Consider the following 24159-nt stretch of genomic DNA (forward strand, 5'->3'; position numbering starts at 1 on the left):
AAATCCTGTCGTCAAGTTGCTACGGTTTCAGGACGCCGTTTTCGGGACGCCCTTCCGTCGAGTTCGTGTTGACCACTGCCGAGCGTGACCAACTGGCGCACTGGTCGCAGGGGGCGTCGAGGTTGGCTGTTCGGGCGCGCATTGTGTTGTGGCGTGCCGAGCCGGACGTCGTATACGCGCGGCTTGCCGATGATGCCCGGTATGCCGGAGCGGCGCACCCACGACTGCCAACGGCACGGCGTGACCGGCCTGTTCGCCGCGTTCGACATCGAAGACGGAAGCGTCATCAGTTCCCTGCACCGCCGTCACTGGGCCGTGGAGTTCAAGAAATTCCCGGCATCCGTCGCCGCCAACGGCAGACGAACCCGGTGTCAGGCAGGCGAAACCGGCAGAACGTCAGGAGACAGTGCGCCCACCCGGGCGGACGCGGCGGTCATGCGGCGCGAGTGGTGGCGGCGGCAGAGAACCTCGTAACCCACCTCGCCCGCCGGGCGGTTCACATCGCCGACCACGACCTGGGCGCCCGCGACGACCATCTCACCCTCTATCGTCCGCGCGTTGTGCGTCGCACGGGCTCCGCACCAGCACAGGGCCTCGACCTGGAGCTGCTCGACCCGGTCCGCCAGCTCGATCAGCCGCTGCGATCCGGGGAACAGCTTCGTACGGAAGTCCGTGGTGATACCGAAGGCGAAGACGTCCATCTCCAGGTCGTCCACGACGCGAGCCAGCTGATCGATCTGGTCCGGAGCGAGGAACTGCGCCTCGTCCACGATCACGTAGTCGACCCTGCCGCCCTTCGACAGCTGAGCGACCAGGTACGCGTACAGGTCCATCCCCCCGTCCGCCTCGACCGCGTCCGTCACCAGCCCCAGCCGCGACGACAGCTTGCCCTCCCCCGCCCGGTCGTCCCGGGTGAAGATCACGCCCTGGAGGCCCCGCGCCGACCGGTTGTGCCCGATCTGGAGCGCCAGGGTGCTCTTCCCGCAATCCATGGTTCCGGAGAAGAACACCAGCTCGGGCATGAGAGGTCGAGCACCTTTCGGGACGGGCGGGGAGGGCCGTGGAACGGGCCCGTACGGCCAAGGCGCGTACGGGACTTTCAAAACACGCCTAAGAGCGTACTTCGAGGAGCGGGACCAGCTGCTCGACGGGGGTCATCGAGCCGTGCATGCCCACCATCGCCGACTCGTGGGGCTCGTTGTCGGAGGCGGTGATCACCACGTCGTCGTGGGCCGCCGCGACCACGTCGCCGATCCGGCCGAGGACCCGCTCGTCGATCCGGGGGCCGAACCAGCCCGCCGCGACGGCCTCGTCCCGGCTCGCCACCCAGAACTGCTCGCCGAGCACCTCGCGCCAGACGGTCAGCACATCGGCCTCGGCGCCCGGGACGGCGTACACGTGACGGGCGCGGCCCTCGCCGCCGAGCAGCGCGACGCCCGCGCGCAGCTCCCAGTCCTCGTCGAAGTCGATCCTGGACTGCTCGTCGAACGGGATGTCGATCATGCCGTGGTCGGCGGTGATGTACAGCGCCGAGCGCGGCGGGAGCTGCTCGGCAAGGCGCCGGGCCAGTCCGTCGACGTGCATCAACTGACCGCGCCAGGCGTCGGAGTCGACGCCGAAGCGGTGCCCCATGCCGTCGACCTCGCTGTAGTACGTGTAGACGAGGGAGCGGTCACCGGCGGCCAGCCGTTCGGCGGCGACGTCCATCCGGTCCTCGCCGGTCAGCCGGCCGAGGAACGAGCCGCCGCTGAGGGCGACCTTGGTGAGCGGAGTCTGCTCGAAGGTGGGCGCGGAGACCTGCGCGGTACGCACTCCGGCCGCGTCGGCGAGGGTGAAGACGGTGGGGTGCGGCTGCCAGACCTTGGGCTGTGTCCACGGCCTCCAGCGGAGCTGGTTCATCAGTGCGCCGGTCTCCGGATTGCGCACCGTGTACCCGGTGAGGCCGTGCTCGCCCGGGGGCAGCCCGGTACCGACCGAGGCCAGGGAGGTCGCGGTGGTGGCCGGGAAGCCCGCGGATATCGGGCGGCCCGTGCCGCCGCGCGAGGTGGGCAGCAGGGAGTGCAGGAAGGGGGCCTCGTCGGGGTGGGCCCGGATCTGCTCCCAGCCGAGTCCGTCGATCAGGAAGACGCAGTTCCGGTCGGCGGGCGTCAGCTCGGCGATCGCCGCCGTGAAACCGGGCACGCCCTGTCCGGCGACGAGCGTGGGCAGCAGATCGGCCAGCGAGCCGCTGCCGTACTCGGGCACCGGGGCGGTGTCGACGGGCAGCAGGACGGGGTCCTGCCAGGCCGGCTGGACCATCAGCGGCCGGCCGCCGCGGTCGCGGCCGTGGCCTCGGAGAGCGCCTGGGCGAAAGCGAGGGTCTGGCGCACGGTGTCGGGGCCGTCGCCGGCCTCGCTGACCCGCAGGCTCAGGTCGTCGGCGGTGGAGCTGCCGGTGTAGCCGTGGTCGGCCTCGCAGTTGGGGTCGCCGCAGGCGGCGGGCTCCAGGTCGATCCGGGAGACCGCGCCCCAGCCGATGGTCAGGACGACCTCGCGGGGCAGCGTGCCGGGGACGTACTTCTCCGGGTTGGCCACGACGCGGCTGACCACGACCGAAGAGATCCGGTCGAGCTTGACCGACTCGGTGGAGGTGGTGGCGTAGGGCGTCGGGGAGCTGGTGTCGGCGTTCTGCTCGTCGGTGTGGCTGACGACGAAGCGGTTGTCCGTGAGCACCAGGACCGTGACGTGCCGGCGCACCTCGTTGGAGTCGAAGGTGGTCTCCTGGTGCACCAGGTACGAAGCGACCGGCTCACCGCCCACGGCGGCCTCCACCGCCTCGGCCACGAGGGCCGGGTAGTAGCCGCTGCGCTCGATCGCCGCGCGCAGCCCCTGGGTCGTCGTACCGGTCTTAGCCATACGCACCATCCTACGGGGGGCGGATGGCTGCCGGGGACGTCCTGCCCGCCCCGTACCGGACGTGGTCCGGGACGGCACGGCCCGGGGCGGTTCAGTAGTTGGAGAGGCGGCGGGGGCCGAGGTCGGTGCGGGCCGGCGGCGGCGACAGCCGGACGCTCGCTCCGAGGACGGTCAGCCCCTGGGTGGCGACCACGACCGGTTCCAGGGCGACGGAGACCACCTCGGGGTGGTCGTCGACCAGCAGGGAGACCCTGAGCAGCAGTTCTTCCAGCGCCGCGGTGTCCACGGGCGCCGAGCCGCGCCAGCCGAAGAGGACCGGGGCGGCCCGGATCGAGCGGATCAGCTCGGCGGCGTCCCGGTCGGTGGCCGGAACCAGCCGGTGGGCGGTGTCGCCGAGGAGCTCGGAGGGAGCACCGGCCAGGCCGAAGGAGAGGACGGCGCCCGCGGCCGGGTCGATCGTGGCCCGTACGACGGTGTCGACACCGCGCGGGGCCATGGCCTGCACGACGGGCCGGAGCTCGGCGGGCTTGCCGAGGAGGTCGGTCAGTTCGCCGTACGCGCGGCGCACCGCGGACTCGGTGGCGAGGTCCAGCCGGACACCGCCGAGGTCGGCGCGGTGGCGCAGGTGGGGTGCGGTGGTCTTCAGCGCGACCGGGTAGCCGAGCCGCGCGGCGGCGGCGACGGCCGCCTCCGCGTCGGGGGCCGGGAGCGTCGGCAGGACGGTGATGCCGTAGCAGGCCAGCAGGTCGCGGGCCTCGTCGTGCGCCAGGGGCCTGCCGTGCGGATCGGGGTCCTCGCCGAGCAGCGCCTCGATGCGGGCGGCCGCGCCCGGCTCGTCGATGGTCTCGTCGAGGAACTCGGGGACCTTGCCGGGAACCGCGGCCTGGCGTCGCCACTGGGCGTACTTCACCGCTTCGGCGAGTGCCCGGACGGCCCGTTCGGCGGCGGGGTAGGCGGGGATCCGGCCGACGGCACGGGCGCCCTCGGAGGCGGTTGCCGCGGGCGCGGTGTCCGTTCCGCCGGGCGGCGGCGCCACCGGGGACGGTGTGACGGCGGGGCTGGCCGGGGGTGGTGTGGCGGGGGTGGCCGGGGGCCGTCCCGGCGCCGGCGCGGGGCGCTGCTGGGCCACCGTGCTGGTGGCGGCGGCCAGGGCCTCCGCGAGGCCGCCGATCTCCACATGGACGACGGCCACCGGCTTGGCCGGCCCGGCGGCGGAGGCCGTGTGCAGGGCAGCGGCCAGCACCTCGCCGTCGCCCTCCTCCGCCTCGCCGTCCTCGCCCACCCATGGGATCGCCGTCACGATCACCGCGTCGCAGCCCTCGTCGGCCAGCGCCTCGGCCAGCGCGTCCCGGAAGTCCTGCGGGGTGGCGGCGGTGGTGAGGTCGCGCGGCGGACGCGGGCGCAGCCCCTCGGCCAGACAGGCGTCGTACGTGAGCAGGCCGAGGGACTCGGAGTTGCCGAGGATCGCGACACGGCCGCCCGCCGGGAGCGGCTGGCCGGCGAGGAGCAGGCCCGCGTCGACCATCTCCGTCACCGTGTCGACACGGATCACGCCCGCCTGCCGCATCAGCGCGGAGACCGTGGCGTCCGGGATCCGGCTGACGGGTACGGCGTGGCCCGGCGGGGTGGAGCCGCTGTGCCGGGCGCCCTTCACCACGACGACCGGCTTCACGGCGGCGGTGCGCCGGGCGAGGCGGGTGAACTTGCGGGGGTTGCCGAGCGATTCGAGGTACAGCAGGGCGACATCGGTGTCCGGGTCCTCGTACCAGTACTGGAGGAAGTCGTTGCCGGAGATGTCGGCGCGGTTGCCGGCCGAGATGAAGGTGGAGAGGCCGGCGCCGCGCCGGTAGAGCCCGGAGAGCAGGGCGATGCCGATCGCGCCGGACTGGGTGAACAGGCCGATGCGCCCGGAGGCGGGCCGTTCCGGGGCCAGGGAGGCGTTCAGCCGGACCGCTTCGGAGTTGTTGATGATGCCGAAGGCGTTCGGGCCGATGATCCTCATGCCGTAAGAGCGGGCCTGGCGCACCAGTTCGCGCTGCCGTTCGCGGCCCTCGGCGCCCCACTCGGCGTATCCGGCGGAGAGGACCACCAGGCCCTGGACGCCGTGTTCCCCGCAGTCCGCGACGGCCTCCGGGACCCGCTCGGCCGGTACGGCGACGACGGCGAGGTCGACGGGTTCGCCGATCTCGCCGAGGGAGCGGTGGGCGGGCACTCCGTCGATGGTGTCCTGGCCGGCGGCGAGGGCGCTGTTCACGGCGTAGGTGCGGCCGGTGAAGCCCGCGCCCAGGAGGTTGCGCAGGACGGTGCGGCCGACCCCGCCGGGGGTGCGCCCCGCGCCGATGACGGCGACGGAGCCGGGTGCGAGCAGCCGCTGCACGGAGCGTGCCTCGGCACGCTGCTCCCGGGCGCGCTGGACGGCGAGCGACTCGGCGGTCGGTTCGAGGTCCAGGGTGAGGTGGACGGAGCCGTCCTCGAAGCTGCGCTGCTGGGTGTACCCGGCGTCCCGGAACACCTTGATCATCTTGTTGTTGGCGGGCAGCACCTCGGCGGCGAAGCGCCGGATGCCGCGCTCGCGGGCGACGGCCGCGATGTGTTCGAGCAGCGCGGAGGCGACGCCGCGGCCCTGGTGCGCGTCCTGGACGAGGAAGGCGACCTCCGCCTCGTCCGCCGGGGCCGACGCGGGCCTGCCCTGGGCGTCGATCCGGTCGTAGCGGACCGTGGCGATGAACTCGCCGCCCACCATGACGGCGAGTCCCACCCGGTCGACGTAGTCGTGATGGGTGAAGCGGTGGACGTCCTTGGCGGAGAGCCGGGGGTAGGGAGCGAAGAAACGGTAGTACTTCGACTCCGGGGACACCTGCTCGTAAAAGCTGACCAGTCGTTCGGCATCGTCCGTGGTGATCGGCCTGATCCGCGCGGTGCCGCCGTCGCGGAGCACCACGTCCGCCTCCCAGTGGTCGGGGTAGACGTGATGCGGACTCTGCTCCGGAGAGGGCTCCATGGGCAAAGCGTACGGCTCGGTCAGCGGTCGCGTGGGGGTCGGGGCCGGGGCAGTCTGAGGGTGGCCGGTCGACGGTACGAGCGGCCCGCGGACGTGTCGCGGGTCGGCTGGAGCATCACACACTGCATGAGAGACTGGTCTAGACAACCATTGATTCGTGAAGGGCAGAACCATGGCTGAGCGCCGCGTCAACGTCGGTTGGGCCGAGGGCCTGCACGCCCGCCCCGCATCCATCTTCGTCCGTGCGGCCACGGCCTCCGGGATACCCGTGACCATCGCCAAGGCCGACGGCAATCCGGTGAACGCCGCGTCCATGCTCGCGGTGCTCGGGCTCGGTGCCCAGGGCGGCGAGGAGATCGTTCTCGCTTCCGAGGCCGACAACGCCGAAGCTGCTCTGGACCGTCTGTCCAAGCTGGTCGCCGAGGGGCTCGACGAGCTTCCGGAGACCGTCTGACCCAGCGGTCACGACCGCCGAAATTCCTGCGAAAGAGCCGCGACACCCCCGACCGGGAGTCGCGGCTCTTTCGTGTGCGCGGGAATGACGAACCATGGAGAAAAACCCACGCGGAATAATTCAGGGCAGCAAGAAGAAGGCGCCACTGAATACCCTGTTCCTTGTATACGGCTTCATTGTTAATGCCGGCCGCTCGGGGTGTTTACGGCAGGTTGCGAAGTCCTCACCCGGCCGGCGCGGGGGACGGCGGCACCCGGCCGGCCGGCGCGGCGCAGCCGGTGGGCAGCGGTGGCCCGCTCGGCGTGCTGGGCGGCCAGCGCCCGAGCGCGTTCCGCGTCGCCGCGCGCCACGGCGTCCACGATGGCCCCGTGCTCGGCCCAGGAATCGGCCGGACGGGCCGGCTGGTCGACCGCGTACATCCAGGCGATCTTGTGCCGGAGCTGGGTGAGCAGCGCGATCAGGCCGGGGCTGCCGGAGGACTGGGCCAGCGTCTCGTGGAACCAGCCGCCCAGTGAGCGCAGATCCTCGCCCTCGCCCCGGCGGGCCCGCTCCTGACCCAGCCTGACCAGGCCGCGCAGCACCTTGAGGTGGGCGTCGGTGCGGCGCTGGGCGGCACGGGCCGCGCCGAGCGGCTCCAGCAGCATCCGGACCTCCAGGAGGTCGGCGGCCTCCTGCTCGTCGGGCTCGGCGACACAGGCCCCGGCGTGCCTGCGGGTGACCACGAAGCCCTCGGACTCCAGGGTGCGCAGCGCTTCGCGTACCGGGACGCGGGAAACCCCGTAACGGCGCGCGAGCACCTCCTCGGTGAGTCGGCTGCCGCGTTCGAAGACACCGGAGACGATGTCGTCACGGATTGCCGTGCATACCGAATGCGCCGGAATGCGCATGTCCGAACCTCCGCCTCAGTCCCCGCGGAACGCGGCCGATCGACGCCTGTCCTGTGACTCTATTGCAATGCGGTCGCATTTCCGATGCCGGGTGGAAATTCATGAATATCTTTTGGACACGACGAAGGCCCCGGCGGGCTGCCGGGGCCTTTCACCGAAGCGCTTCGCGCGTCGGTCAGACGGTGACGCCGTGGGCGCGCAGATAGGCGACCGGGTCCATGTCGGAGCCGTACGACGGCGTGGTCCGGGCCTCGAAGTGGAGGTGCGGTCCGGTGGAGTTGCCGGTGGAGCCGGAGAGGCCGATTCGCTGCCCCTGGCCGACGCTCTGGCCGACGGAGACGCCGATCGAGGAGAGGTGGCCGTACTGGGTGTAGGTGCCGTCCGTCATCCGGAGCACGATGTTGTTGCCGTACGCGCCGCCCCAGCCGGCCTCGACGACCGTGCCGGCGCCGACGGCGACGACGGAGCTGCCGGACGCGGCGTGGAAGTCGATGCCGGAGTGGCTGCCGGAGGACCACAGGGAGCCACTGGACTTGTAGCCGGTGCTCACGTAGGAACCTGCGACGGGGAGCTGGAAGGTGCCCAGCCGGGCGCGCTCGGCGGAGCGGGCGGCACGCGCCTCGCTCTCGCGGGCCGCCTCGGCCCTGGCGGCGGCCTTGGCCTTCGCGGCCGCCCTGGCCCTGGCGTCGGCCTTCTTCTTGGCGTCAGCCTTCTTCTCGGCCTCGGCCTTCGCCTTGGCTTCCGCCTTCGCCTTCGCGGCGGCATCGGCCTGGTGCTGCTGCGCGTCCGCCTGCGCGTCGATCCGGTCGGCCAGGTCGCCCTCGATGGCGATGGCCTGGGAGAGGCCTGTCTCGTCGGTGGCGGGGGTCTCGGCGTCCGCGGCGAGGGCCGGGGAGGCCAGGGAGCCGATGACGCCGGTGGTGGCCAGGGTCGCGATGCCGACGGCCTTCGCGCCGCAGCGCGTCAGACGGCTCGGGGCACGGTGCTTCCCCGTGGCACGGGTGAACGCCATGAAGTGGCTGGTCCTTTCCTTCCTTCTCGCCTACCGGGTTAGCTGACGGGTTCGGAGCAGGAAGGTCTCCTACGGATCCCCCGGCCTCACTGAGGCATGGGCACCCGATTCACCCCAGGGACTGCGTGGGTCCCCGGCTCCCCGGGCTCGCGCCTGACGGGGACTCGGCGATGACTGCCCGGTACGTCACGGATGCGGCATACGAGTGGCGGACAGCCGAGCCGACGCTAAGCGGGGGCACTTCCCCACACCAAACGGACAGGCGGATTTGTAGCACATCCCACAGGGCAGACAGGTAACCTCTCCCCTAAATCGGACAAAAGGGAAGGCCCTGGCGGAGGGTGATCTGCCAGGGCCTTCCTTTTGCCCCACTTTCAGGAGGATTGAGCGGTCAGCCGGTGACGACCGAGACCTCTCCGATGCCGAGGGCCCTGACGGGCTGCTCGATCTGTGCGGCGTCCCCGACGAGGACCGTGACCAGCCGGTCCCCCGGGAAGGCGTTGACCACGGCCGCCGTCGCCTCCACCGTGCCGGTGTCCGCGAGGCGCGCGTACAGGTGCGCCTGGTAGTCGTCCGGGAGGTGCTGCTCGACCTGGTCCGCGAGGGTGGCGGCGACGGAGGCCGCCGTCTCGAACTTCAGCGGTGCGACGCCCACGAGGTTCTGCACGGCCGTCTCGCGCTCCGCGTCCGTCAGACCCTCCGCGGCCAGGGTCCGCAGCACCTTCCACAGGTCCTCCAGCGCCGGACCGGTGGACTCCGTGTCCACCGAGCCGCTGATGGCGAGCATCGCTGCGCCCGTCGCCCCCGAGGCGGCGTCCCGGGCCGAGGAGCGCAGCACCTGGGCGAAGGCGCGCACGCCGTAGGTGTAGCCCTTCTCCTCGCGCAGCACCCGGTCCAGGCGGGAGGTCAGCGTGCCGCCCAGGCAGTACGTGCCGAGCACCTGGGCGGGCCAGACGCTGTCGTGCCGGTCGGCGCCGATCCGGCCGAGGAGCAGCTGCGTCTGCACCGCTCCGGGGCGGTCCACGATCACCACCCGGCCGGTGTCGTCGGCGGTGATCGGCGGGACGGGGCGGCGCTCCGCCGTGTTGCCCGACCAGTCGCCGACGGTGTCGGCGAGCAGGGCGTCCAGGTCGATGCCGGTGAGGTCACCGACGACCACGGCGGTCGCGGTGGACGGCCGGACGTGGGCGTCGTAGAAGGCGCGGACGGCCGCGGAGTCGATCCGCTCCACGGTCTTCTCGGTGCCCTGGCGCGGGCGCGACATGCGGGCCGTGGCCGGGAAGAGCTCCTTGGAGAGCTGCTTGGCAGCGCGCCGGGCGGGGTTCGCCTGCTCGTGCGGGATCTCGTCGAGCCGGTTGTTCACCAGCCGCTCGATCTCGCTGTCGGCGAAGGCCGGTGCCCGCAGGGCCTCCGCGACCAGACCGAGCGCCTTGGCCAGCCGGGAGGCGGGAACCTCCAGGGAGACCCGGACACCGGGGTGGTCGGCATGGGCGTCCAGAGTGGCGCCGCACCGCTCCAGCTCGGCGGCGAACTCCTCGGCGCTGTGCTTGTCGGTGCCCTCGGACAGGGCGCGCGACATGATCGTGGCCACCCCGTCCAGGCCCTCGGGCTCGGCGTCCAGCGGGGCTTCGAGGAAGATCTCGACGGCGACGACCTGCTGGCCGGGGCGGTGGCAGCGCAGCACCGTGAGGCCGTTGGGCAGGGCGCCGCGCTCGGGTGCGGGGAAGGCCCAGGGCCTGGCCGCTCCCGGGGCGGGCTGCGGGTGGTACTGCATCGAAACTCCAGTCGCGGCAGCGTCGGTCACTTGTCCGCTCCTTCGTGCGCGTCGGTGTCGTTGGCGGCGTCGGCTTCGGCCTCTTCGACGGGCTCCGCCGACTCGACCGGCTCGTAGACCAGCACCGCCCGGTTGTCCGGCCGCAGCTGGGCCCTGGCGGCCGCCCTGACCTCCTCGGCGGTGACGTCGAGCACCCGGTGCACGGCGCTCAGGGCGAGCTGCGGGTCACCGAACAGCACGGCGAACCGGCACAGTTCGTCGGCCCGGCCCGCGACCGTACCGAGCCGGTCCAGCCACTCGCGCTCCAACTGTGCCTGGGCGCGCTCCATCTCCTCGGGCGAGGGGCCCTCCTCGGCGAACCGGGCGAGCTCCTCGTCGACCGCGGACTCGATCTGCGCCACCTCGACGCCGCCGGACGTCTTGACGTCCAGCCAGCCGAGCGAGGGCGCACCGGCCAGCCGCAGCAGCCCGAATCCCGCCGCGACAGCCGTCCGGTCCCGGCGGACCAGGCGGTTGTGCAGCCGGGACGACTCCCCGCCGCCCAGCACGGTCAGCGCGAGATCCGCGGCGTCGCACTCGCGGGTGCCGTCCTGCGGCAGCCGGTAGGCGGCCATCAGCGCACGCGCCGGGACCTCCTCGCGGACCTCCTCGCGCAGCTCACCGCCGATGACCTCGGGCAGTGAGCCGTCCCGCGGCGGCTGCTTGCCGTCGTGCGACGGGATGGTGCCGAAGTACTTCTCGATCCAGGCGAGCGTCTGCCCGGGGTCGATGTCGCCGACGACCGAGAGCACCGCGTTGTTGGGCGCGTAGTACGTACGGAAGAAGGTCCGTGCGTCCTCGAGCGTCGCCGCGTCCAGGTCGGTCATCGAGCCGATCGGGGTGTGGTGGTACGGGTGGCCCTCCGGGTAGGCGAGGGCGGTCAGCTTCTCGAACGCGGTGCCGTACGGGACGTTGTCGTAGCGCTGGCGGCGCTCGTTCTTGACGACGTCCCGCTGATTCTCCATGGACTCCTCGTCGAGCGCGGCGAGCAGCGAGCCCATCCGGTCGGCCTCGAGCCACAGGGCCAGTTCCAGCTGATGCGTGGGCATCGTCTCGAAGTAGTTGGTCCGCTCGAAACTGGTGGTGCCGTTGAGGGAGCCGCCGGCGCCCTGCACCAGCTCGAAGTGTCCGTTCCCCTTGACCTGGCCCGAACCCTGGAACATCAGGTGCTCGAAGAGGTGAGCCAGACCGGTGCGTCCCTTGACCTCGTGGCGCGAGCCGACGTCGTACCAGAGGCACACCGCGGCGACCGGGGTCAGATGGTCCTCGGAGAGCACCACGCGCAGGCCGTTGGCCAGACGGTGCTCGGTCGCTGTCAAGCCGCCGGAGCCGGCCTGGGCTGTGGCCGTGTGACCCATGGGCATGTACGTCCCTTCGATCGCGATACTGGAGTGATGCGAGACCTGCCACTGTAAGCAAGCGCACCGACGCCTGGCGAAGTTCCCGTGCCGCGCAGGTCACCGGAAAGCGGGGTCCGGACCCCTCGGGACGGGTGGAGAACCCCCTTTGGGACGGGTCGAGGTCGGAGTTGTCAGTGCGGCGGTCCACAATGGTCCGCGTCAGAACCTGAGGTTGCCCGAACAGAATCCGTGAAGGAGTCGCAGCCGCGATGGCCCGCCGCAGCACGAAGACCCCGCCGCCGGACGACTTCGAGGAGAAGATCCTCGACATCGACGTCGTCGACGAAATGCAGGGCTCCTTCCTTGAGTACGCGTACTCGGTGATCTACTCACGGGCCCTGCCGGACGCCCGTGACGGCTTGAAGCCGGTGCACCGCCGCATCGTGTACCAGATGAACGAGATGGGCCTGCGCCAGGACCGCGGCTACGTGAAGTGCGCCCGCGTCGTCGGCGAGGTCATGGGTAAGCTGCACCCGCACGGGGACGCGTCGATCTACGACGCCCTGGTGCGGATGGCACAGCCGTTCTCCATGCGGCTCCCCCTCGTCGACGGACACGGAAACTTCGGCTCGCTCGGCAACGACGACCCGCCGGCCGCCATGCGGTACACCGAGTGCCGGATGGCCGACGCGACGTCGTTGATGACGGAGTCGATCGACGAGGACACCGTCGCTTTCCAGTCGAATTACGACGGCCAGGAGCAGGAGCCCGTCGTCCTCCCGGCCGCCTATCCGAACCTCCTGGTCAACGGCACGACCGGGATCGCCGTCGGCATGGCGACGAACATGCCGCCGCACAACCTGGGCGAGGTCATCGCCGCCGCCCGCCACCTGATCAAGCATCCGGGCGCGGACCTGGAGACCCTGATGCGGTTCGTCCCCGGTCCCGACCTGCCGACCGGTGGCCGGATCGTGGGCCTCGGCGGCATCAAGGACGCCTATGCGGGAGGCCGCGGCTCGTTCAAGATCCGCGCCACCGTCGCCGTGGAGAGCGTCACGGCACGCCGCAAGGGTCTGGTCGTCACCGAACTGCCCTTCAGCGTCGGTCCGGAGAAGGTGATCGCCAAGATCAAGGACCTGGTCTCGGCGAAGAAGCTCCAGGGCATCGCGGACGTCAAGGACCTCACCGACCGCTCGCACGGACTGCGCCTGGTCATCGAGGTCAAGAACGGCTTCGTGCCGGAGGCCGTCCTGGAACAGCTCTACAAGCTGACGCCGATGGAGGAGTCCTTCGGCATCAACAATGTGGCGCTGGTCGACGGACAGCCGCTCACCCTGGGCCTCAAGGAGCTCCTGGAGGTCTATCTCGACCACCGCTTCGAGGTGGTGCGCCGGCGCAGCGAGTTCCGCCGGACCAAGCGCCGCAACCGGCTGCACCTGGTCGAGGGCCTCCTCGTCGCGCTGATCGACATCGACGAGGTCATCCGGCTCATCCGGTCCAGCGACAACTCGGCGCAGGCCAAAGACCGGCTCATCGAGCACTTCTCGCTGAGCGAGGTCCAGACGCAGTACATCCTGGACACCCCGCTGCGCCGGCTGACCCGGTTCGACCGGGTCGAGCTGGAGAGCGAGCAGGACCGGCTCAACACCGAGATCGACGAGCTGACCGCGATCCTCGAATCGGACAACGAGCTGCGCAAGCTCGTCTCCACGGAACTGGCCGCGGTCGCCAAGAAGTTCGGCACCGACCGGCGTACGGTGCTGCTGGAGTCGGCCGGTTCGCAGGTCGCGGCGGTACCGCTGGAGGTCGCGGACGACCCGTGCCGGGTGCTGCTGTCCTCGACCGGACTGCTGGCGCGTACGGCCAACGGCGACCCGATCGTCTTCGCCGAGGACGCCAAGCGCGCCAAGCACGATGTGATCGTGTCGGCCGTGCCCGCCACGGCACGGGGCGATGTCGGCGTGGTGACCTCGACGGGGCGGCTGCTGCGGCTGGCGGTGATCGATCTGCCGCAGCTGCCGGACACCCATGCGGCGCCCAGCCTCTCGGGCGGCGCGATGGTCGCGGAGTTCCTCACCCTGGAGGCGGACGAGGAGGTCGTCTGCCTCACCACGCTCGACGAGTCCTCGCCGGGGCTGGCGATCGGCACCCTGCAGGGCGTCGTGAAGCGCGTGGTGCCGGACTATCCGGCCAACAAGGACGAGCTGGAGGTCATCGGCCTCAAGGACGGTGACCGGATCGTCGGCGCGGTGGAGCTGCGCACCGGCGAGGAGGACCTGGTCTTCATCACCTCGGACGCGCAGTTGCTGCGCTACCCGGCGGCACAGGTGCGCCCGCAGGGCCGTCCGGCCGGCGGCATGGCGGGCGTCAAGCTCACGGAGGGCGCGGAGGTGCTCTCCTTCGCCGCGGTGGATCCGGCCGCGGACGCCATGGTGTTCACGGTCGCCGGTTCGCACGGCACGCTGGACGACTCCGTGCTGACGTGCAAGTACACCCCGTTCGACCAGTACCCGCGCAAGGGCCGGGCCACCGGTGGGGTGCGCTGTCAGCGGTTCCTCAAGGGCGAGGACATCCTGACGTTCGCCTGGGCCGGCCCGACGCCCGCCCGCGCCGCGCAGAAGAACGGCACACCGGCCACGCTGCCCGAGCCCGACCCGCGGCGCGACGGTTCGGGGACGCCGCTGGAGTCCCCGGTCGCGGTGATCGCCGGCCCGGTGTAACCGGCCGGCCCGGTCCGTGGCGCTATGCGTCGTCGCCGGGCTGCCGCACGTACCGCAGGACGCCCCACATGCTTCGCTCATGTGCGGCGTCCTGCGCTGTGTCCGGCGCCGTTTCCCCCGGCGCCGTTTCCCCCGGCGCCGGGACGGTCTCCCGGCAGTCCGCCAGCTCCTTGCGCAGGGCCTCGGCGTCGATGCCGGAGCCGATCAGCACGAGCCCGGTCAGCCGCGGTTCGCCGCGCGTCCAGGGCTGCGGGGCGAACCGCAGGAACCTGCCGACCGCGTGCAGCGCGTAACGGTTGTCCGTGTCCCCCGCGCCGAAGTCGACGAACCCCTTGATCCGGTAGAGGCCTTCCGGCCGGGAGTCCAGGAACCCCATCAGCCGACGGGGGCTCATGGGCACGTCGGAGGTGAACTCGACGCTCTCGTACGCCGCGTGCAGATGGTCCCCGTGCTCCTCACCGGCGTCCGCCGCCCGCTCCTCCAGGTACAGGTCCTCGAAGGTCAGCTGCCGGGCCTTCTCCTCGCTTTCGGGCCGCAGCGCCGGATCGAAGAGCAGCTCGGGGTCGATGCGCCCGTACGTGGCGGGGACGACGGCCGCCGTGCTGCCGGTGGAGGCGACGGCCTCCCGGATGCGGAGCAGTCCGGCGTCCCCGGCCCGGTCCGTCTTGTTCAGCACGACCAGGTCGGCGACGGCGAGATGGCGGTCGATCTCCGGGTGGCGGTCCCGGGTGGCGGCGAACTCGGCGGCGTCGACCACCTCGACCAGTCCCCCGTACACGATGTGCGGGTTGTCGCTGGCCAGCAGCATCCGTACGAGTTCCTGGGGTTCGGCGAGCCCGCTCGCCTCGATGACGATCACGTCGAGCCGGGCGGCGGGCCGGGTGAGGGTCTCCAGGTAGGTGTCCAGCTCGCTCACGTCGACCGCGCAGCACAGACAGCCACCGCCGAGTGAGACCGTCGAGCCGGCCTGCCCGGACACGGTCATGGCGTCGATCTCGATGGACCCGAAGTCGTTGACGATCACGCCGATCCGGTTTCCCGCGCGATGGCGCAGCAGGTGGTTGAGCAGCGTCGTCTTGCCGGATCCCAGGAATCCTGCGAGGACGATGACCGGGATCTGCCGGCTGCGGGGCGGGGACGACGGGTTCAACGGGGGCCCTTCGGGGGACGTCAGGCGGCCGGGACCGGCTGCGGCGGAGGCGGGCCGACGTAACGGGCCGCCGGGCGGATGATCTTTGAGTCCTCCGCCTGCTCCAGGATATTGGCGCTCCAGCCGACCACTCGCGCCGCGCAGAACGTCGGCGTGAACATCTCGCGCGGCAGCCCGCACAGTTCCATGACCACTCCGGCGTAGAACTCCACGTTGGTGTGGAGTTCGCGCCCCGGCTTGAGCTCGGCGAGGATCGCCTCGACCTGCCGTTCCACCTCGACGGCGAAGTCGACGAGTGGTCCGCCGAAGCTCTGGGCGATGCCGCGCAGCATGCGCGAGCGCGGGTCCTCGGTGCGGTAGACCGGGTGCCCGAAGCCCATGATCCGGTCACCGGCGAGCGCCCGTTCGCGGATCCATCCGTCGATGCGGTCGGGGGTCCCGATGGCGTCCAGGGTGTCGAGGGCCCGGCTGGGCGCACCGCCGTGCAGCGGTCCGGAGAGCGCGCCGACGGCCGCCACCAGGCATGCGGCGACGTCCGCGCCGGTGGAGGCGACGACCCGGCCGGTGAAGGTCGAGGCGTTGAAGCCGTGGTCGACGGTGGAGATCAGATACTGCTCGACGGCCCTGACCCGGGCGGCGTCCGGCACGGAACCGGTGAGCATGTAGAGGTAGTTGGCCGCGTACGGCAGGTCGTCGCGCGGCTCCACCGGTTCGAGGCCCCGACCGAGCCGGTGCAGGGCGGTGAGCACGGTGGGGACCGCGGCGCAGGCGGTCAGCGCGTCGGCACGGCGCCGGCCGGCGTCGATGTCGTACACGGGGCGGAAGCCCGCCGATGCGCCGAGCAGCGAGAGCGCCGTGCGCAGCCCCGCGAGCGGACCGGAGACGGCGCCGGCACGGGCTATGGCGGGCAGGGCGTCACGCACCTCCGCGGGCAGCCGGCGCAGTCCGGCGGTGCGGGCCGCGAAGTCGGCGCGGGCGGCCGGACCGGGCAGTTCGCCCTCGGTCATCAGGTACCAGACGTCCTCGAAGCCGCGGGTCTGCGCCAGCTCGACCGCCGAGTACTGCCGGTAGTGGTAGAAGCCCTCCCTGCCGCGGACATCACCGAGGGCCGTGTCGGTGACGACGACACCCGCGAGGCCTCGGGGGACGTCGAGCGGGGCTGAGCCGGTCATGGTCGTCATTGCTTCCTCCATGGACATTCCGGTGTTGTGACTCTTGACATTGATTCGACTGTCCATGCTTGACTTTGAATCTGTCAATGTTGATTGAATCAATATGGATACGGTGAGCAGCATGACGGATCAAGCAGATGCGGGCGACAGTTCTGGGCCCACGGCGCATCGGCTCACCACCCGGGAGACGGCCGAGCGCCTGGGCGTGAAGCCCGAGACGGTGTACGCGTACGTGAGCCGGGGCCAGCTGAGCAGCAACCGCGCGCCCGGCGGGCGGGGCAGCACGTTCGACGCGGCGGAGGTCGACGCCCTGGCCCGGCGTACGGGACGCAGGGAGCCCGCTTCCCCCGCCGGTGAGCTCGCCTTCCGGACCGGCATCACGCTCATCGAGAGCGACCGCTACTACTTCCGGGGCGTGGACGCCACGGAGCTGGCCCGGCGCCATAGCTACGAGGAGGTCGCCGAGTGGCTCTGGACCGGTGAACTGCGGACGGGCACGCGCTTCACGGCACCTTCCGAAGCGCTGGCCGCGGCCCGCCGGACGGTCGGCGCACTGCCGGTGCACTGCGGTTCGACGGACCGGCTGCGGGTGGCGGTCGTCGCCGCGGCCGCCGCCGATCCGCTGCGTTTCGACCTGTCGCGCGAGGCGGTGCTGGGGGGCGCCCGGAGTCTGATCCCGACCCTGGTGGCCGCACTGCCGACGGTGGGCGCGGACGGGGGCAGGGGCGGCGGCGCGAACGGGGACGCGGGCGGGGCCGGGGCCGGGGCCGGCGGCGCGGGCGCATCCTCCGACACCGGTCTGGCGGGTCAACTGTGGCCGAAACTCACCGCACTCCCGGCCGACGAGGCGTCACTCGCCGTGCTGGACACCGCTCTGGGACTGCTGATCGACCACGACCTGGCCGCCTCCACCCTGGCCGCCCGGGTCGCGGCCTCCGCTCGGGCCCACCCCTACGCGGTGGTGTCGGCGGGGCTCGGGGTGCTGGAGGGGCCGCTGCACGGCGCGGCCAGCGGACTGGCGCACCGGATGCTGGCCGAGGCCCTGGAGCGGGGCGGCGCGGCCCCGGTGGTCGCGGACCACCTCCGCACCGGGCGCCGGGTACCGGGGCTGGGCCACCGGCTCTACACCGGCGAGGACCCACGGGCCACGACGCTGTTCGCGCTGCTCACAAAGGTCCCGCGAGCAGCGCCGGCGCTGGCCGCGGCGCGCGACGTGGTCACCACGACCGCGCGCCACGCCCCGCTGCACGCGAATGTCGATCTGGCGCTCGCGGTGCTGTCCGTCTCCTCGGACATGGCGGCGGAGGCGGGTGAGACCGTGTTCGCGATCTCCCGAACCGCGGGGTGGATCGCCCATGCCCTGGAGGAGTACGGGGAGCGCCCGCTGCGGATGCGCCCCATCGGCCAGTACACCGGGCCGCGACCGCCTCGACCGCTGCCCGACGCCATCGGGACGCCGCCGCAATAGACGGTTCGCCAGGCGCAAATTAGCGACGGTCAGCGGGAAGCGTTGCGCGGGGGCTGGGCCGTGGAGCCGCGTACCACCAGCTCAGGCTCGAAGAGCAGCTCGTCGGAGGGCACTGCCCGCCCTCCGATCTGCACGGAGAGCAGCTCGACGGCCGCCCGCCCCATGGCCTCGATCGGCTGGCGGACCGTGGTCAGCGGCGGCTCGGTGCAGTTCATGAACGCCGAGTCGTCGTACCCGACGACGGAGACGTCCGCGGGGACCGAGAGGCCGCGGCGGCGTGCCGCGCGCACCACGCCCAGGGCCAGCGGGTCGCTGGCGCAGATGAACCCCGTGACCCCTTCGTCCAGCAGCCGCATGGCGGCCGCCTGCCCGCCCTCGAGCGAGAACATCGCCCTGGCCACCCACGCGTCGGGGATGGCCCTGCCGGACTCCTCGGCGAGCACCCGGGCGGCGGCCAGCTTGCGCAGCGAGGGCATGTGGTCCGAGGGGCCGAGCACCAGGCCGATGCGCTCGTGACCGAGCGAGACCAGATGGCGCCAGGCCTGCTCGACGGCGACGGAATCGTCGCAGGAGACGGCCGGGAAGCCGAGATGGGCGATGGCCGCGTTGATCAGAACGACGGGGATCTTACGGTCGGCGAGCACCTTGTAGTGGTCGTGCGGGGCGTCGGCCTGGGCATAGAGGCCACCGGCGAAGACGACGCCCGAGACCTGCTGCTGGAGGAGCAGCTCGACGTAGTCCGCCTCGGAGACGCCGCCCTTGGTCTGGGTACACAGGACGGGCGTCAGACCCTGCTGCGCCAGCGCACCTCCGACCACCTCGGCGAAGGCGGGGAAGATCGGGTTCTGCAGCTCGGGCAGGACCAGGCCGACCAGCCGGGCCCGCTCGCCGCGCAGCTGGGTCGGCCGCTCGTACCCGAGGACGTCCAGCGCGGACAGGACGGCCTGCCGCGTGGCGTCGGAGACTCCTGGCTTGCCGTTGAGCACCCGGCTGACCGTGGCCTCGCTGACTCCAACCTTCTGTGCCACCTGAGCAAGTCGTCGCGTCATGAGTGCAAGATTAGCGCAAGAAACGCAAGCGGATTGCGTGGGGCTGGAAACGAGACGATTTTCGGAAGACAGCGGAATGCCCTCTGCCGTCTCCACGATGAGCGTCACACCGCCCACGGCCAGGAAGCGGCGTCAGCTCGGCCGGCCCCAGCGGGTCTTCTCGCAGGTACCGCTGATGCGGCCGACCATCGCCACCGGCGTCACCGTACTCGCCACCGGCCTCTTTCCGGCACCCCTCAGCGCACAACTCGACGACCGGGCGATGCGCCGGGCGCCGGCCGTCGCGCAGAGCGCGGCTGATCTCCGGCGCCTGCAACGGCAGACCCATGACCTGGGCTTCTCCGATATCGCCGGGCTGCCGACGGAGCGCGAGGCGATGCTGCACGGCATCCGGGAGGGCGTCGTCGCCCTCGGCGCGGCCAAGGACCCGCCCGCGCACGGCAAGCGAGGCCCGGGGCTCGCACTGGTGCGGCGACCGGCCGAGCAGGATGCCTCCGGAGCACCGTTATGCCTGGGGCGACGGCCTCCCGCGCACCTGAGGGCGCGCCGTCACCCGTCAGACTGCGCCGGCTCCGGTCAGTGCGCGGACCTCGGTCTCCGCGTGCTTGGCCGCGTCCGGCGGCTCCTGCGAGGTGACGGTGCCGATCCAGCCGGCCAGGAATCCCAGCGGGATGGAGACCAGGCCGGGGTTCTCCAGCGGGAAGAGCTGGAAGTCCACGCCGGGGAAGAGCGAGGTGGCGCTGCCGGAGACCACCGGGGAGAACAGGACGAGCAGCACGGCGGGGATCAGCCCTCCGTAGACCGACCAGACCGCCCCGCGCGTGGTGAAGTTCCGCCAGAACAGCGAGTAGAGCAGCACCGGCAGGTTCGCCGACGCCGCGACGGCGAAGGCCAGGCCCACCAGGAACGCCACGTTCAGGTCCTGGGCGAGCAGCCCCAGACCGATGGCGGCCACCCCGATCCCCGCTGCGGCGACCCGGGCCACGGCGACCTCGCTGCGCTGCTTGGAACCCGGACGGCGGAGCGACGCGTAGAGGTCGTGGGCGACGGAGGCGGACGAGGCAAGGGTGATCCCGGCGACGACGGCGAGGATGGTCGCGAAGGCCACAGCGGCGACCACGGCGAACAGAATCGTTCCCCCGGTGGAGCCCTCGCCGCCGCCGAGCACCAGGGCCAGCAGCGGAACGGCCGTGTTCCCGGCGGGATTCGACGCCCGGACGTCCGCCGAGCCGACCAGCGCCGCCGCCCCGAATCCGAGCACGATCGTCATCAGGTAGAAGCTGCCGATGAGGCCGATGGACCAGACGACCGACCGGCGGGCCGCGCGGGCGGTCGGCACGGTGTAGAAGCGCGACAGGATGTGCGGCAGTCCGGCCGTGCCGAGTACCAGGGCCAGTCCGAGACTGATGAAGTCGACGCGTGCCGTCCAGGTGCCGCCGTACCGGAGACCGGGCGAGAGGAACTTCTTGCCGTACCCGCTGCGGTCGGCCGCGGAGTTGAGCAGCTCGTTGACATTGCCGTGGAAGTGGACCAGGACGAGCACGGTGAGGACGATCGTGCCCGCCATCAGCAGGACGGCCTTCACGATCTGGATCCAGGTGGTGGCGCGCATGCCGCCGAGCGACACGTAGATCACCATGAGCGCACCGACGCCGATGACGGTCCAGGACCGCGTGGCGCCGCTCGTTCCGCCGAGGAGCAGGGCCACCAGGCTGCCCGCGCCGACCATCTGCGCCACCAGGTAGAGCACGGAGACCGTGACGGATGACGTCCCCGCCGCGATCCGGACCGGGCGCTCCGCCATGCGCGCCGCGACCACATCGGCGAGAGTGAACCGGCCGCAGTTGCGGACGAGTTCCGCGACGAGGAGCAGCACGACGAGCCAGGCGACCAGGAAGCCGACGGAGTACAGCATGCCGTCGTATCCGAAGAGGGCGATCAGACCGGAGATGCCGAGGAAGGACGCGGCCGACATGTAGTCGCCCGCGATGGCGAATCCGTTCTCCATGGGCGAGAACAGCCGGCCGCCGGCGTAGAACTCCTCGGCCGAACCGTGCCGGTTGCGGCTCACCCAGGTGGTGATGCCGAGTGTGACGGCGATGAAGACGCTGAACAGCAGGAGCGCCAGGGTCTGGTGATTCCCGCTCAACGCCCCAGCCCCCGTGTCATCTCCTGTGTCTCCCAGCGCAGATCGAGCGCCGCCCGGTCCCTGCGCAGCCGCGCGTGCCGTGCGTACGCGCCGGTGAGCAGGAACGTCGTGAGGAACTGCCCGAGCCCCGCGACCATGGCGACGTTGACCGCCCCGGCCACCGGTCTCGCCATCAGGCCGGGCGCGGTGACCGCCATGACCACGTAGGCGAGGTACCAGACGAAGAAGGCGAGGGTGGCGGGGACGACGAAGCGCCGGTACCGGCGCCGCACCTCCTGGAAGGCGTCGCTACGCTGCACCTCCAGGTAGATGTCCGCCGCGCTGTGGCCGCGCTGCGGTGCCACGGAATCGGGCGTCCCGGCGGGCGCGAAGCTTCCCGTACCGTCCAGTTCCCCCCATCCGGAGGCCAGCGCGTCGTACCACGGGTCGTCGAGTCTCATCGTTGCGGACTCGCGCCCTGCTTCCTTCTCCACCGAACAACTCCCCTTGTCCACGGACCACTTCGGCCGCGTACCCAAGAATGGGCAGATCGGGAAGATCCCGGGCACTTCATTCGCGGGACTTCACCTCTTCAGGTGAAGGATGTACCGGGTGGCTGTGCGAGCCCTCGAACGTACGCGTAGCGGACCGCCTGCGCCCGGTCGCGGAGCCCCGCCTTGGCGAACAGGTTGTTGATGTGGCTCTTCACGGTGGCCTGCGAGATGTGCAGGCCGCGGGCGATCTCCGCGTTGGACATCCCGTCGGCGATCAGGACGAGCACCTCCACCTCGCGAGGGGTCATCCCGTCGGGCAGCTCCGGCTCACCGCCCCCGGCCAGGGGCAACGGCCCCGTGGTGACCTGTTCCAGCAGCCGGCGCTGCACGGCGGGCGAGAGCCCGGCCTCGCCCGAGAGCACCGCCTCGATGGCCCGCACGATCTCGTCGCCCCCGGCGTCCTTGGTGAGATAGCCGCGGGCCCCGGCCCGGAGTGCGGGGAAGAGCGAGTCGTCCTCGGCGAAGGTCGTGAGCACGACGACCTGGGTGGCGGAAAAGTCCTTGCGGATACGGCGCGTTGCCTCCACCCCGTCGCAGCGGGGCATCCGCAGGTCCATCAGGACCACGTCGGGTGCAAGCTCGGCGACCAGGGCAACGGCCTCTTCCCCGTCCTTCGCCGATCCGACCACCTCGATCCCGGGGAGCAGGCCCAGCAGCATGACGATTCCCTCGCGCACCACCGACTGGTCATCGGCCACCACCACCCGCGCGGTCACGCGGGCACCCTCAGATTCACCACGAACCCCTCCTCGCCGGGACCGGCCTCCAGCGTGCCGCCCAGCAGTTCGGCGCGCTCCCTCATTCCCAGCAGACCGTATCCGGAGCCACTGACAGCGAGGTCGCCCCCGGGACTTCTCCCACCCGAATCGCTGACCTCCAGGGCGATCCCGTCCGGCAGGTACTCCAGCCGGACGATCACCCTGGCCCCCGGCGCGTGCTTGCGCACATTGGTCAGCGCCTCCTGTGCGACGCGCCGGACCGTCTGCGAGGCCTCGGCGGTCAGCGTCCGGCGCTCGCCCTCCACCCTGACCTCGGCCGGCTCTGCCGCCACCAGCCGGCGCAGGAAGTCCTCCACCGGCGATACCTCGCCGCGCAGGGCGGAGAGCGCCTGGCGGGTCTCCGCAAGCCCCTCACGGGCCATGGAGCGGGCCGCGACCACCCGCTGAAGGACCTGGTCCCGGAACTGCCCCGCGGGCTCCCGCTCGATCAGCAGCCGCGCCGCCTCCAGATGCACCAACTGCGCGGAGAGACTGTGGGCGAGCACATCGTGGATCTCCCGGGCGATCCTGGACCGCTCGTCCAGGGCGGCCGTCTCGGCCTCCGCCTTCCGCGCGGCCCGCTCCTGCGCGAGAAGCCGCCGCGCGCTGCCGCGGGCCTCGGCGTCCAGGCGCAGCACGTAGCCCGCGAGGCAGAGCCCCGCCGTGGTCATAGCGGTGGCCGGCCAGTCGTCGGTGTTCACGACGGCGTACGCGCCGAGTGCCACCGCCGTGGACGGGACTCCCGCCACCAGCGGCAGCCGCTCCAGAGCCGTGACCGCGCAGCCGCACCAGAGCACCACCGCCGGCACTGTGGCCCCGGCCTGCTGGGCCCCGAACGCCGCCAGCATCAGCAGGGCGAGCGTGCCGAGGGACACCCACAGGCGGTTCTCCAGGCTGGCCCGGAAGAAGACCACCGCGAGCACCGCGCAGCCGAGCACCCCGATCAGGCCGACCGCGATCTCCCAGGGCTCGAACAGCCCGCCCGTGAAGGTCCCCCAGAGCATCAGGGTGAGCAGCCCGGCCCGTACGGACCACGCGATGACGATCCGTGAGCGGGTGCGCGTCTCCCGCGAGAGAGCCTCCCGCGAAGGCCAGCTCGTCCACGAAGCGGGTGTCACACACGGTCCTTCCATGCCTGCCGGAACGGCGCGCGGTCAGCAGCAACACCGTACGACGCCGGTATCTCCGCGGCCCGCCGGTCCAGCACCCCGCTGCGCACCAGCAGTGTCACGGCGAGAGCCGTCATCAGGGCGGGGCTGCCCTGATGCACGCCCAGCGCCGCGGCCACCCCGTAGAGGGCCGCCCTCAGCACCAGACCTCCGGTCCAGACGTAGACGGTGGCCTTGGTCCCCTTGCTCCAGAGGGAGCCGTCCTCCGCCCGCCAGAGCCGGGCCGTCCATCCCCAGGCGGCGCCCGTGACCAGCCCCACGACCAGCTCGGCGCCCAGGACGACGAGGGAGAGTGTCTCGTGGTGCCGGTCCACGAGTCCGGGCTCGCGCAGCGCCATGACGAGCAGGACACCCGGCAGCACCCACCAGCGCCGGTCGCCGGAGATTTGCCGCGCCGAGCACTGGCGGACCACTACGAGAGCGATGACCGCGACGATCACCAGGACATTGACGAGCCCGGACATGGAGGCCTCCGAATAGCGGGAAGTTCTACGACTCCGACGCTACGGAAACAGCCAGGTCAGGGGATCGGCTCAGGGGTGGATCGTGGGTGGAGCCGTCATCTCCACCCCTGGGTGGAGACGACGGCT

19 protein-coding genes, 2 pseudogenes and 1 riboswitch are annotated in these 24159 nt (G+C 71.6%); of the genes and pseudogenes, 5 read left to right on the forward strand and 16 right to left on the reverse strand.

Features of this window, described 5'->3' with window-relative positions:
- Window positions 1-183: 183 nt before the first annotated feature.
- Window positions 184-333: pseudogene (locus AB0I52_RS15095) on the forward strand (IS630 family transposase); the annotation flags it as partial.
- Between the two features lie 38 nt (window positions 334-371).
- On the opposite strand, the gene AB0I52_RS15100 reads toward AB0I52_RS15095, so the two are convergent.
- From AB0I52_RS15100 to AB0I52_RS15115, 4 genes are all read right to left on the reverse strand, one after another.
- Entirely contained in the window at window positions 372-1022 is a 651-nt protein-coding gene (locus AB0I52_RS15100) for a thymidine kinase (protein WP_362967087.1), read from the reverse strand.
- Window positions 1023-1110: 88 nt separating this feature from the next.
- Entirely contained in the window at window positions 1111-2298 is a 1188-nt protein-coding gene (locus AB0I52_RS15105) for a nucleotide pyrophosphatase/phosphodiesterase family protein (RefSeq protein WP_363072585.1), read from the reverse strand.
- Window positions 2298-2894 (reverse strand): DUF5998 family protein, encoded by a 597-nt coding sequence (locus tag AB0I52_RS15110; RefSeq protein ID WP_123462856.1) that lies wholly within the window; start codon window positions 2892-2894, stop codon window positions 2298-2300. The genes AB0I52_RS15105 and AB0I52_RS15110 overlap by 1 nt, the downstream gene beginning before the upstream one ends.
- A gap of 91 nt (window positions 2895-2985) precedes the next feature.
- Entirely contained in the window at window positions 2986-5895 is a 2910-nt protein-coding gene (locus tag AB0I52_RS15115) for a GNAT family N-acetyltransferase (RefSeq protein WP_363072587.1), read from the reverse strand.
- Window positions 5896-6067: 172 nt separating this feature from the next.
- Between AB0I52_RS15115 and AB0I52_RS15120 the strand changes: the two genes are divergently transcribed.
- Window positions 6068-6349: an HPr family phosphocarrier protein gene (locus AB0I52_RS15120; RefSeq protein ID WP_123462851.1), complete on the forward strand. Its 282-nt coding sequence runs from the start codon at window positions 6068-6070 to the stop codon at window positions 6347-6349.
- Between the two features lie 179 nt (window positions 6350-6528).
- Here AB0I52_RS15120 and AB0I52_RS15125 read toward each other — a convergent pair whose 3' ends face one another.
- The 4 genes from AB0I52_RS15125 to AB0I52_RS15140 all read right to left on the reverse strand — a co-directional run bounded on the left by AB0I52_RS15125 (window position 6529) and on the right by AB0I52_RS15140 (window position 11425).
- Entirely contained in the window at window positions 6529-7236 is a 708-nt protein-coding gene (locus tag AB0I52_RS15125; protein WP_363072590.1) for a GntR family transcriptional regulator, read from the reverse strand.
- Window positions 7237-7411: 175 nt separating this feature from the next.
- Window positions 7412-8248 carry a M23 family metallopeptidase gene (locus tag AB0I52_RS15130; RefSeq protein ID WP_363072592.1) on the reverse strand — a complete coding sequence of 279 codons (837 nt, stop codon included), beginning with the start codon at window positions 8246-8248 and terminating at the stop codon, window positions 7412-7414.
- A 13-nt stretch (window positions 8249-8261) separates the two neighbouring features.
- A riboswitch (cyclic di-AMP (ydaO/yuaA leader) is annotated at window positions 8262-8428 on the reverse strand.
- 211 nt (window positions 8429-8639) lie between these two features.
- Window positions 8640-10022: a pitrilysin family protein gene (locus AB0I52_RS15135; protein WP_363072740.1), complete on the reverse strand. Its 1383-nt coding sequence runs from the start codon at window positions 10020-10022 to the stop codon at window positions 8640-8642.
- A 26-nt stretch (window positions 10023-10048) separates the two neighbouring features.
- Complete coding sequence (locus AB0I52_RS15140; RefSeq protein WP_363072594.1) at window positions 10049-11425, reverse strand: pitrilysin family protein; 1377 nt, start codon at window positions 11423-11425, stop codon at window positions 10049-10051.
- Between the two features lie 245 nt (window positions 11426-11670).
- Here AB0I52_RS15140 and AB0I52_RS15145 point away from each other — a divergent pair, with 245 nt between their 5' ends.
- The gene (locus AB0I52_RS15145) at window positions 11671-14121 is read left to right on the forward strand and encodes a DNA topoisomerase IV subunit A (RefSeq protein ID WP_363072596.1); all 2451 of its coding nucleotides are present in this window, start codon (window positions 11671-11673) and stop codon (window positions 14119-14121) included.
- A 22-nt stretch (window positions 14122-14143) separates the two neighbouring features.
- Here AB0I52_RS15145 and AB0I52_RS15150 read toward each other — a convergent pair whose 3' ends face one another.
- The gene (locus tag AB0I52_RS15150) at window positions 14144-15271 is read right to left on the reverse strand and encodes a GTP-binding protein (protein WP_363072598.1); all 1128 of its coding nucleotides are present in this window, start codon (window positions 15269-15271) and stop codon (window positions 14144-14146) included.
- Between the two features lie 20 nt (window positions 15272-15291).
- Window positions 15292-16452 (reverse strand): citrate synthase/methylcitrate synthase, encoded by a 1161-nt coding sequence (locus tag AB0I52_RS15155; RefSeq protein ID WP_363072600.1) that lies wholly within the window; start codon window positions 16450-16452, stop codon window positions 15292-15294.
- A gap of 112 nt (window positions 16453-16564) precedes the next feature.
- Between AB0I52_RS15155 and AB0I52_RS15160 the strand changes: the two genes are divergently transcribed.
- Window positions 16565-17911, forward strand: coding sequence for a citrate synthase (locus tag AB0I52_RS15160; protein ID WP_363072602.1), 1347 nt, complete (start codon window positions 16565-16567; stop codon window positions 17909-17911).
- 29 nt (window positions 17912-17940) lie between these two features.
- Here the strand turns inward: AB0I52_RS15160 and AB0I52_RS15165 are convergent, their stop codons facing one another.
- Window positions 17941-18960 carry a LacI family DNA-binding transcriptional regulator gene (locus AB0I52_RS15165; protein ID WP_363072604.1) on the reverse strand — a complete coding sequence of 340 codons (1020 nt, stop codon included), beginning with the start codon at window positions 18958-18960 and terminating at the stop codon, window positions 17941-17943.
- 97 nt (window positions 18961-19057) lie between these two features.
- Between AB0I52_RS15165 and AB0I52_RS15170 the strand changes: the two are divergent.
- Window positions 19058-19372: pseudogene (locus tag AB0I52_RS15170) on the forward strand (hypothetical protein); the annotation flags it as partial.
- A 144-nt stretch (window positions 19373-19516) separates the two neighbouring features.
- Here AB0I52_RS15170 and AB0I52_RS15175 read toward each other — a convergent pair.
- The 5 genes from AB0I52_RS15175 to AB0I52_RS15195 all read right to left on the reverse strand — a co-directional run bounded on the left by AB0I52_RS15175 (window position 19517) and on the right by AB0I52_RS15195 (window position 24033).
- The gene (locus AB0I52_RS15175; protein WP_363072606.1) at window positions 19517-21109 is read right to left on the reverse strand and encodes a cation acetate symporter; all 1593 of its coding nucleotides are present in this window, start codon (window positions 21107-21109) and stop codon (window positions 19517-19519) included.
- Window positions 21106-21549, reverse strand: a complete 444-nt coding sequence (locus AB0I52_RS15180) for a DUF485 domain-containing protein (RefSeq protein WP_363072742.1) — start codon at window positions 21547-21549, stop codon at window positions 21106-21108. The genes AB0I52_RS15175 and AB0I52_RS15180 overlap by 4 nt, the downstream gene beginning before the upstream one ends.
- A 131-nt stretch (window positions 21550-21680) precedes the next feature.
- Window positions 21681-22358: a response regulator transcription factor gene (locus AB0I52_RS15185; protein WP_363072608.1), complete on the reverse strand. Its 678-nt coding sequence runs from the start codon at window positions 22356-22358 to the stop codon at window positions 21681-21683.
- Window positions 22355-23518, reverse strand: coding sequence for a histidine kinase (locus tag AB0I52_RS15190; RefSeq protein WP_363072610.1), 1164 nt, complete (start codon window positions 23516-23518; stop codon window positions 22355-22357). Before AB0I52_RS15190 ends, AB0I52_RS15185 begins: the two co-directional genes overlap by 4 nt.
- On the reverse strand, window positions 23515-24033 hold the full coding sequence (locus tag AB0I52_RS15195; protein WP_363072612.1) for a DUF1453 domain-containing protein: 519 nt from the start codon (window positions 24031-24033) through the stop codon (window positions 23515-23517). Before AB0I52_RS15195 ends, AB0I52_RS15190 begins: the two co-directional genes overlap by 4 nt.
- Window positions 24034-24159: the final 126 nt, after the last annotated feature.

It is taken from the genome of Streptomyces sp. NPDC050423, from assembly GCF_040655445.1.
GTDB lineage: Bacteria > Actinomycetota > Actinomycetes > Streptomycetales > Streptomycetaceae > Streptomyces.

Coding starts and splice junctions, on each gene's coding strand:
- AB0I52_RS15100 (WP_362967087.1), bottom strand. CDS start 1,022: ATGCCCGAGCTGGTGTTCTTCTCCGGAACCATGGATTGCGGGAAGAGC.
- AB0I52_RS15105 (WP_363072585.1), bottom strand. CDS start 2,298: ATGGTCCAGCCGGCCTGGCAGGACCCCGTCCTGCTGCCCGTCGACACC.
- AB0I52_RS15110 (WP_123462856.1), bottom strand. CDS start 2,894: ATGGCTAAGACCGGTACGACGACCCAGGGGCTGCGCGCGGCGATCGAG.
- AB0I52_RS15115 (WP_363072587.1), bottom strand. CDS start 5,895: ATGGAGCCCTCTCCGGAGCAGAGTCCGCATCACGTCTACCCCGACCAC.
- AB0I52_RS15120 (WP_123462851.1), top strand. CDS start 6,068: ATGGCTGAGCGCCGCGTCAACGTCGGTTGGGCCGAGGGCCTGCACGCC.
- AB0I52_RS15125 (WP_363072590.1), bottom strand. CDS start 7,236: ATGCGCATTCCGGCGCATTCGGTATGCACGGCAATCCGTGACGACATC.
- AB0I52_RS15130 (WP_363072592.1), bottom strand. CDS start 8,248: ATGGCGTTCACCCGTGCCACGGGGAAGCACCGTGCCCCGAGCCGTCTG.
- AB0I52_RS15135 (WP_363072740.1), bottom strand. CDS start 10,022: ATGCAGTACCACCCGCAGCCCGCCCCGGGAGCGGCCAGGCCCTGGGCC.
- AB0I52_RS15140 (WP_363072594.1), bottom strand. CDS start 11,425: ATGCCCATGGGTCACACGGCCACAGCCCAGGCCGGCTCCGGCGGCTTG.
- AB0I52_RS15145 (WP_363072596.1), top strand. CDS start 11,671: ATGGCCCGCCGCAGCACGAAGACCCCGCCGCCGGACGACTTCGAGGAG.
- AB0I52_RS15155 (WP_363072600.1), bottom strand. CDS start 16,452: ATGACGACCATGACCGGCTCAGCCCCGCTCGACGTCCCCCGAGGCCTC.
- AB0I52_RS15160 (WP_363072602.1), top strand. CDS start 16,565: ATGACGGATCAAGCAGATGCGGGCGACAGTTCTGGGCCCACGGCGCAT.
- AB0I52_RS15165 (WP_363072604.1), bottom strand. CDS start 18,960: ATGACGCGACGACTTGCTCAGGTGGCACAGAAGGTTGGAGTCAGCGAG.
- AB0I52_RS15180 (WP_363072742.1), bottom strand. CDS start 21,549: ATGAGACTCGACGACCCGTGGTACGACGCGCTGGCCTCCGGATGGGGG.
- AB0I52_RS15195 (WP_363072612.1), bottom strand. CDS start 24,033: ATGTCCGGGCTCGTCAATGTCCTGGTGATCGTCGCGGTCATCGCTCTC.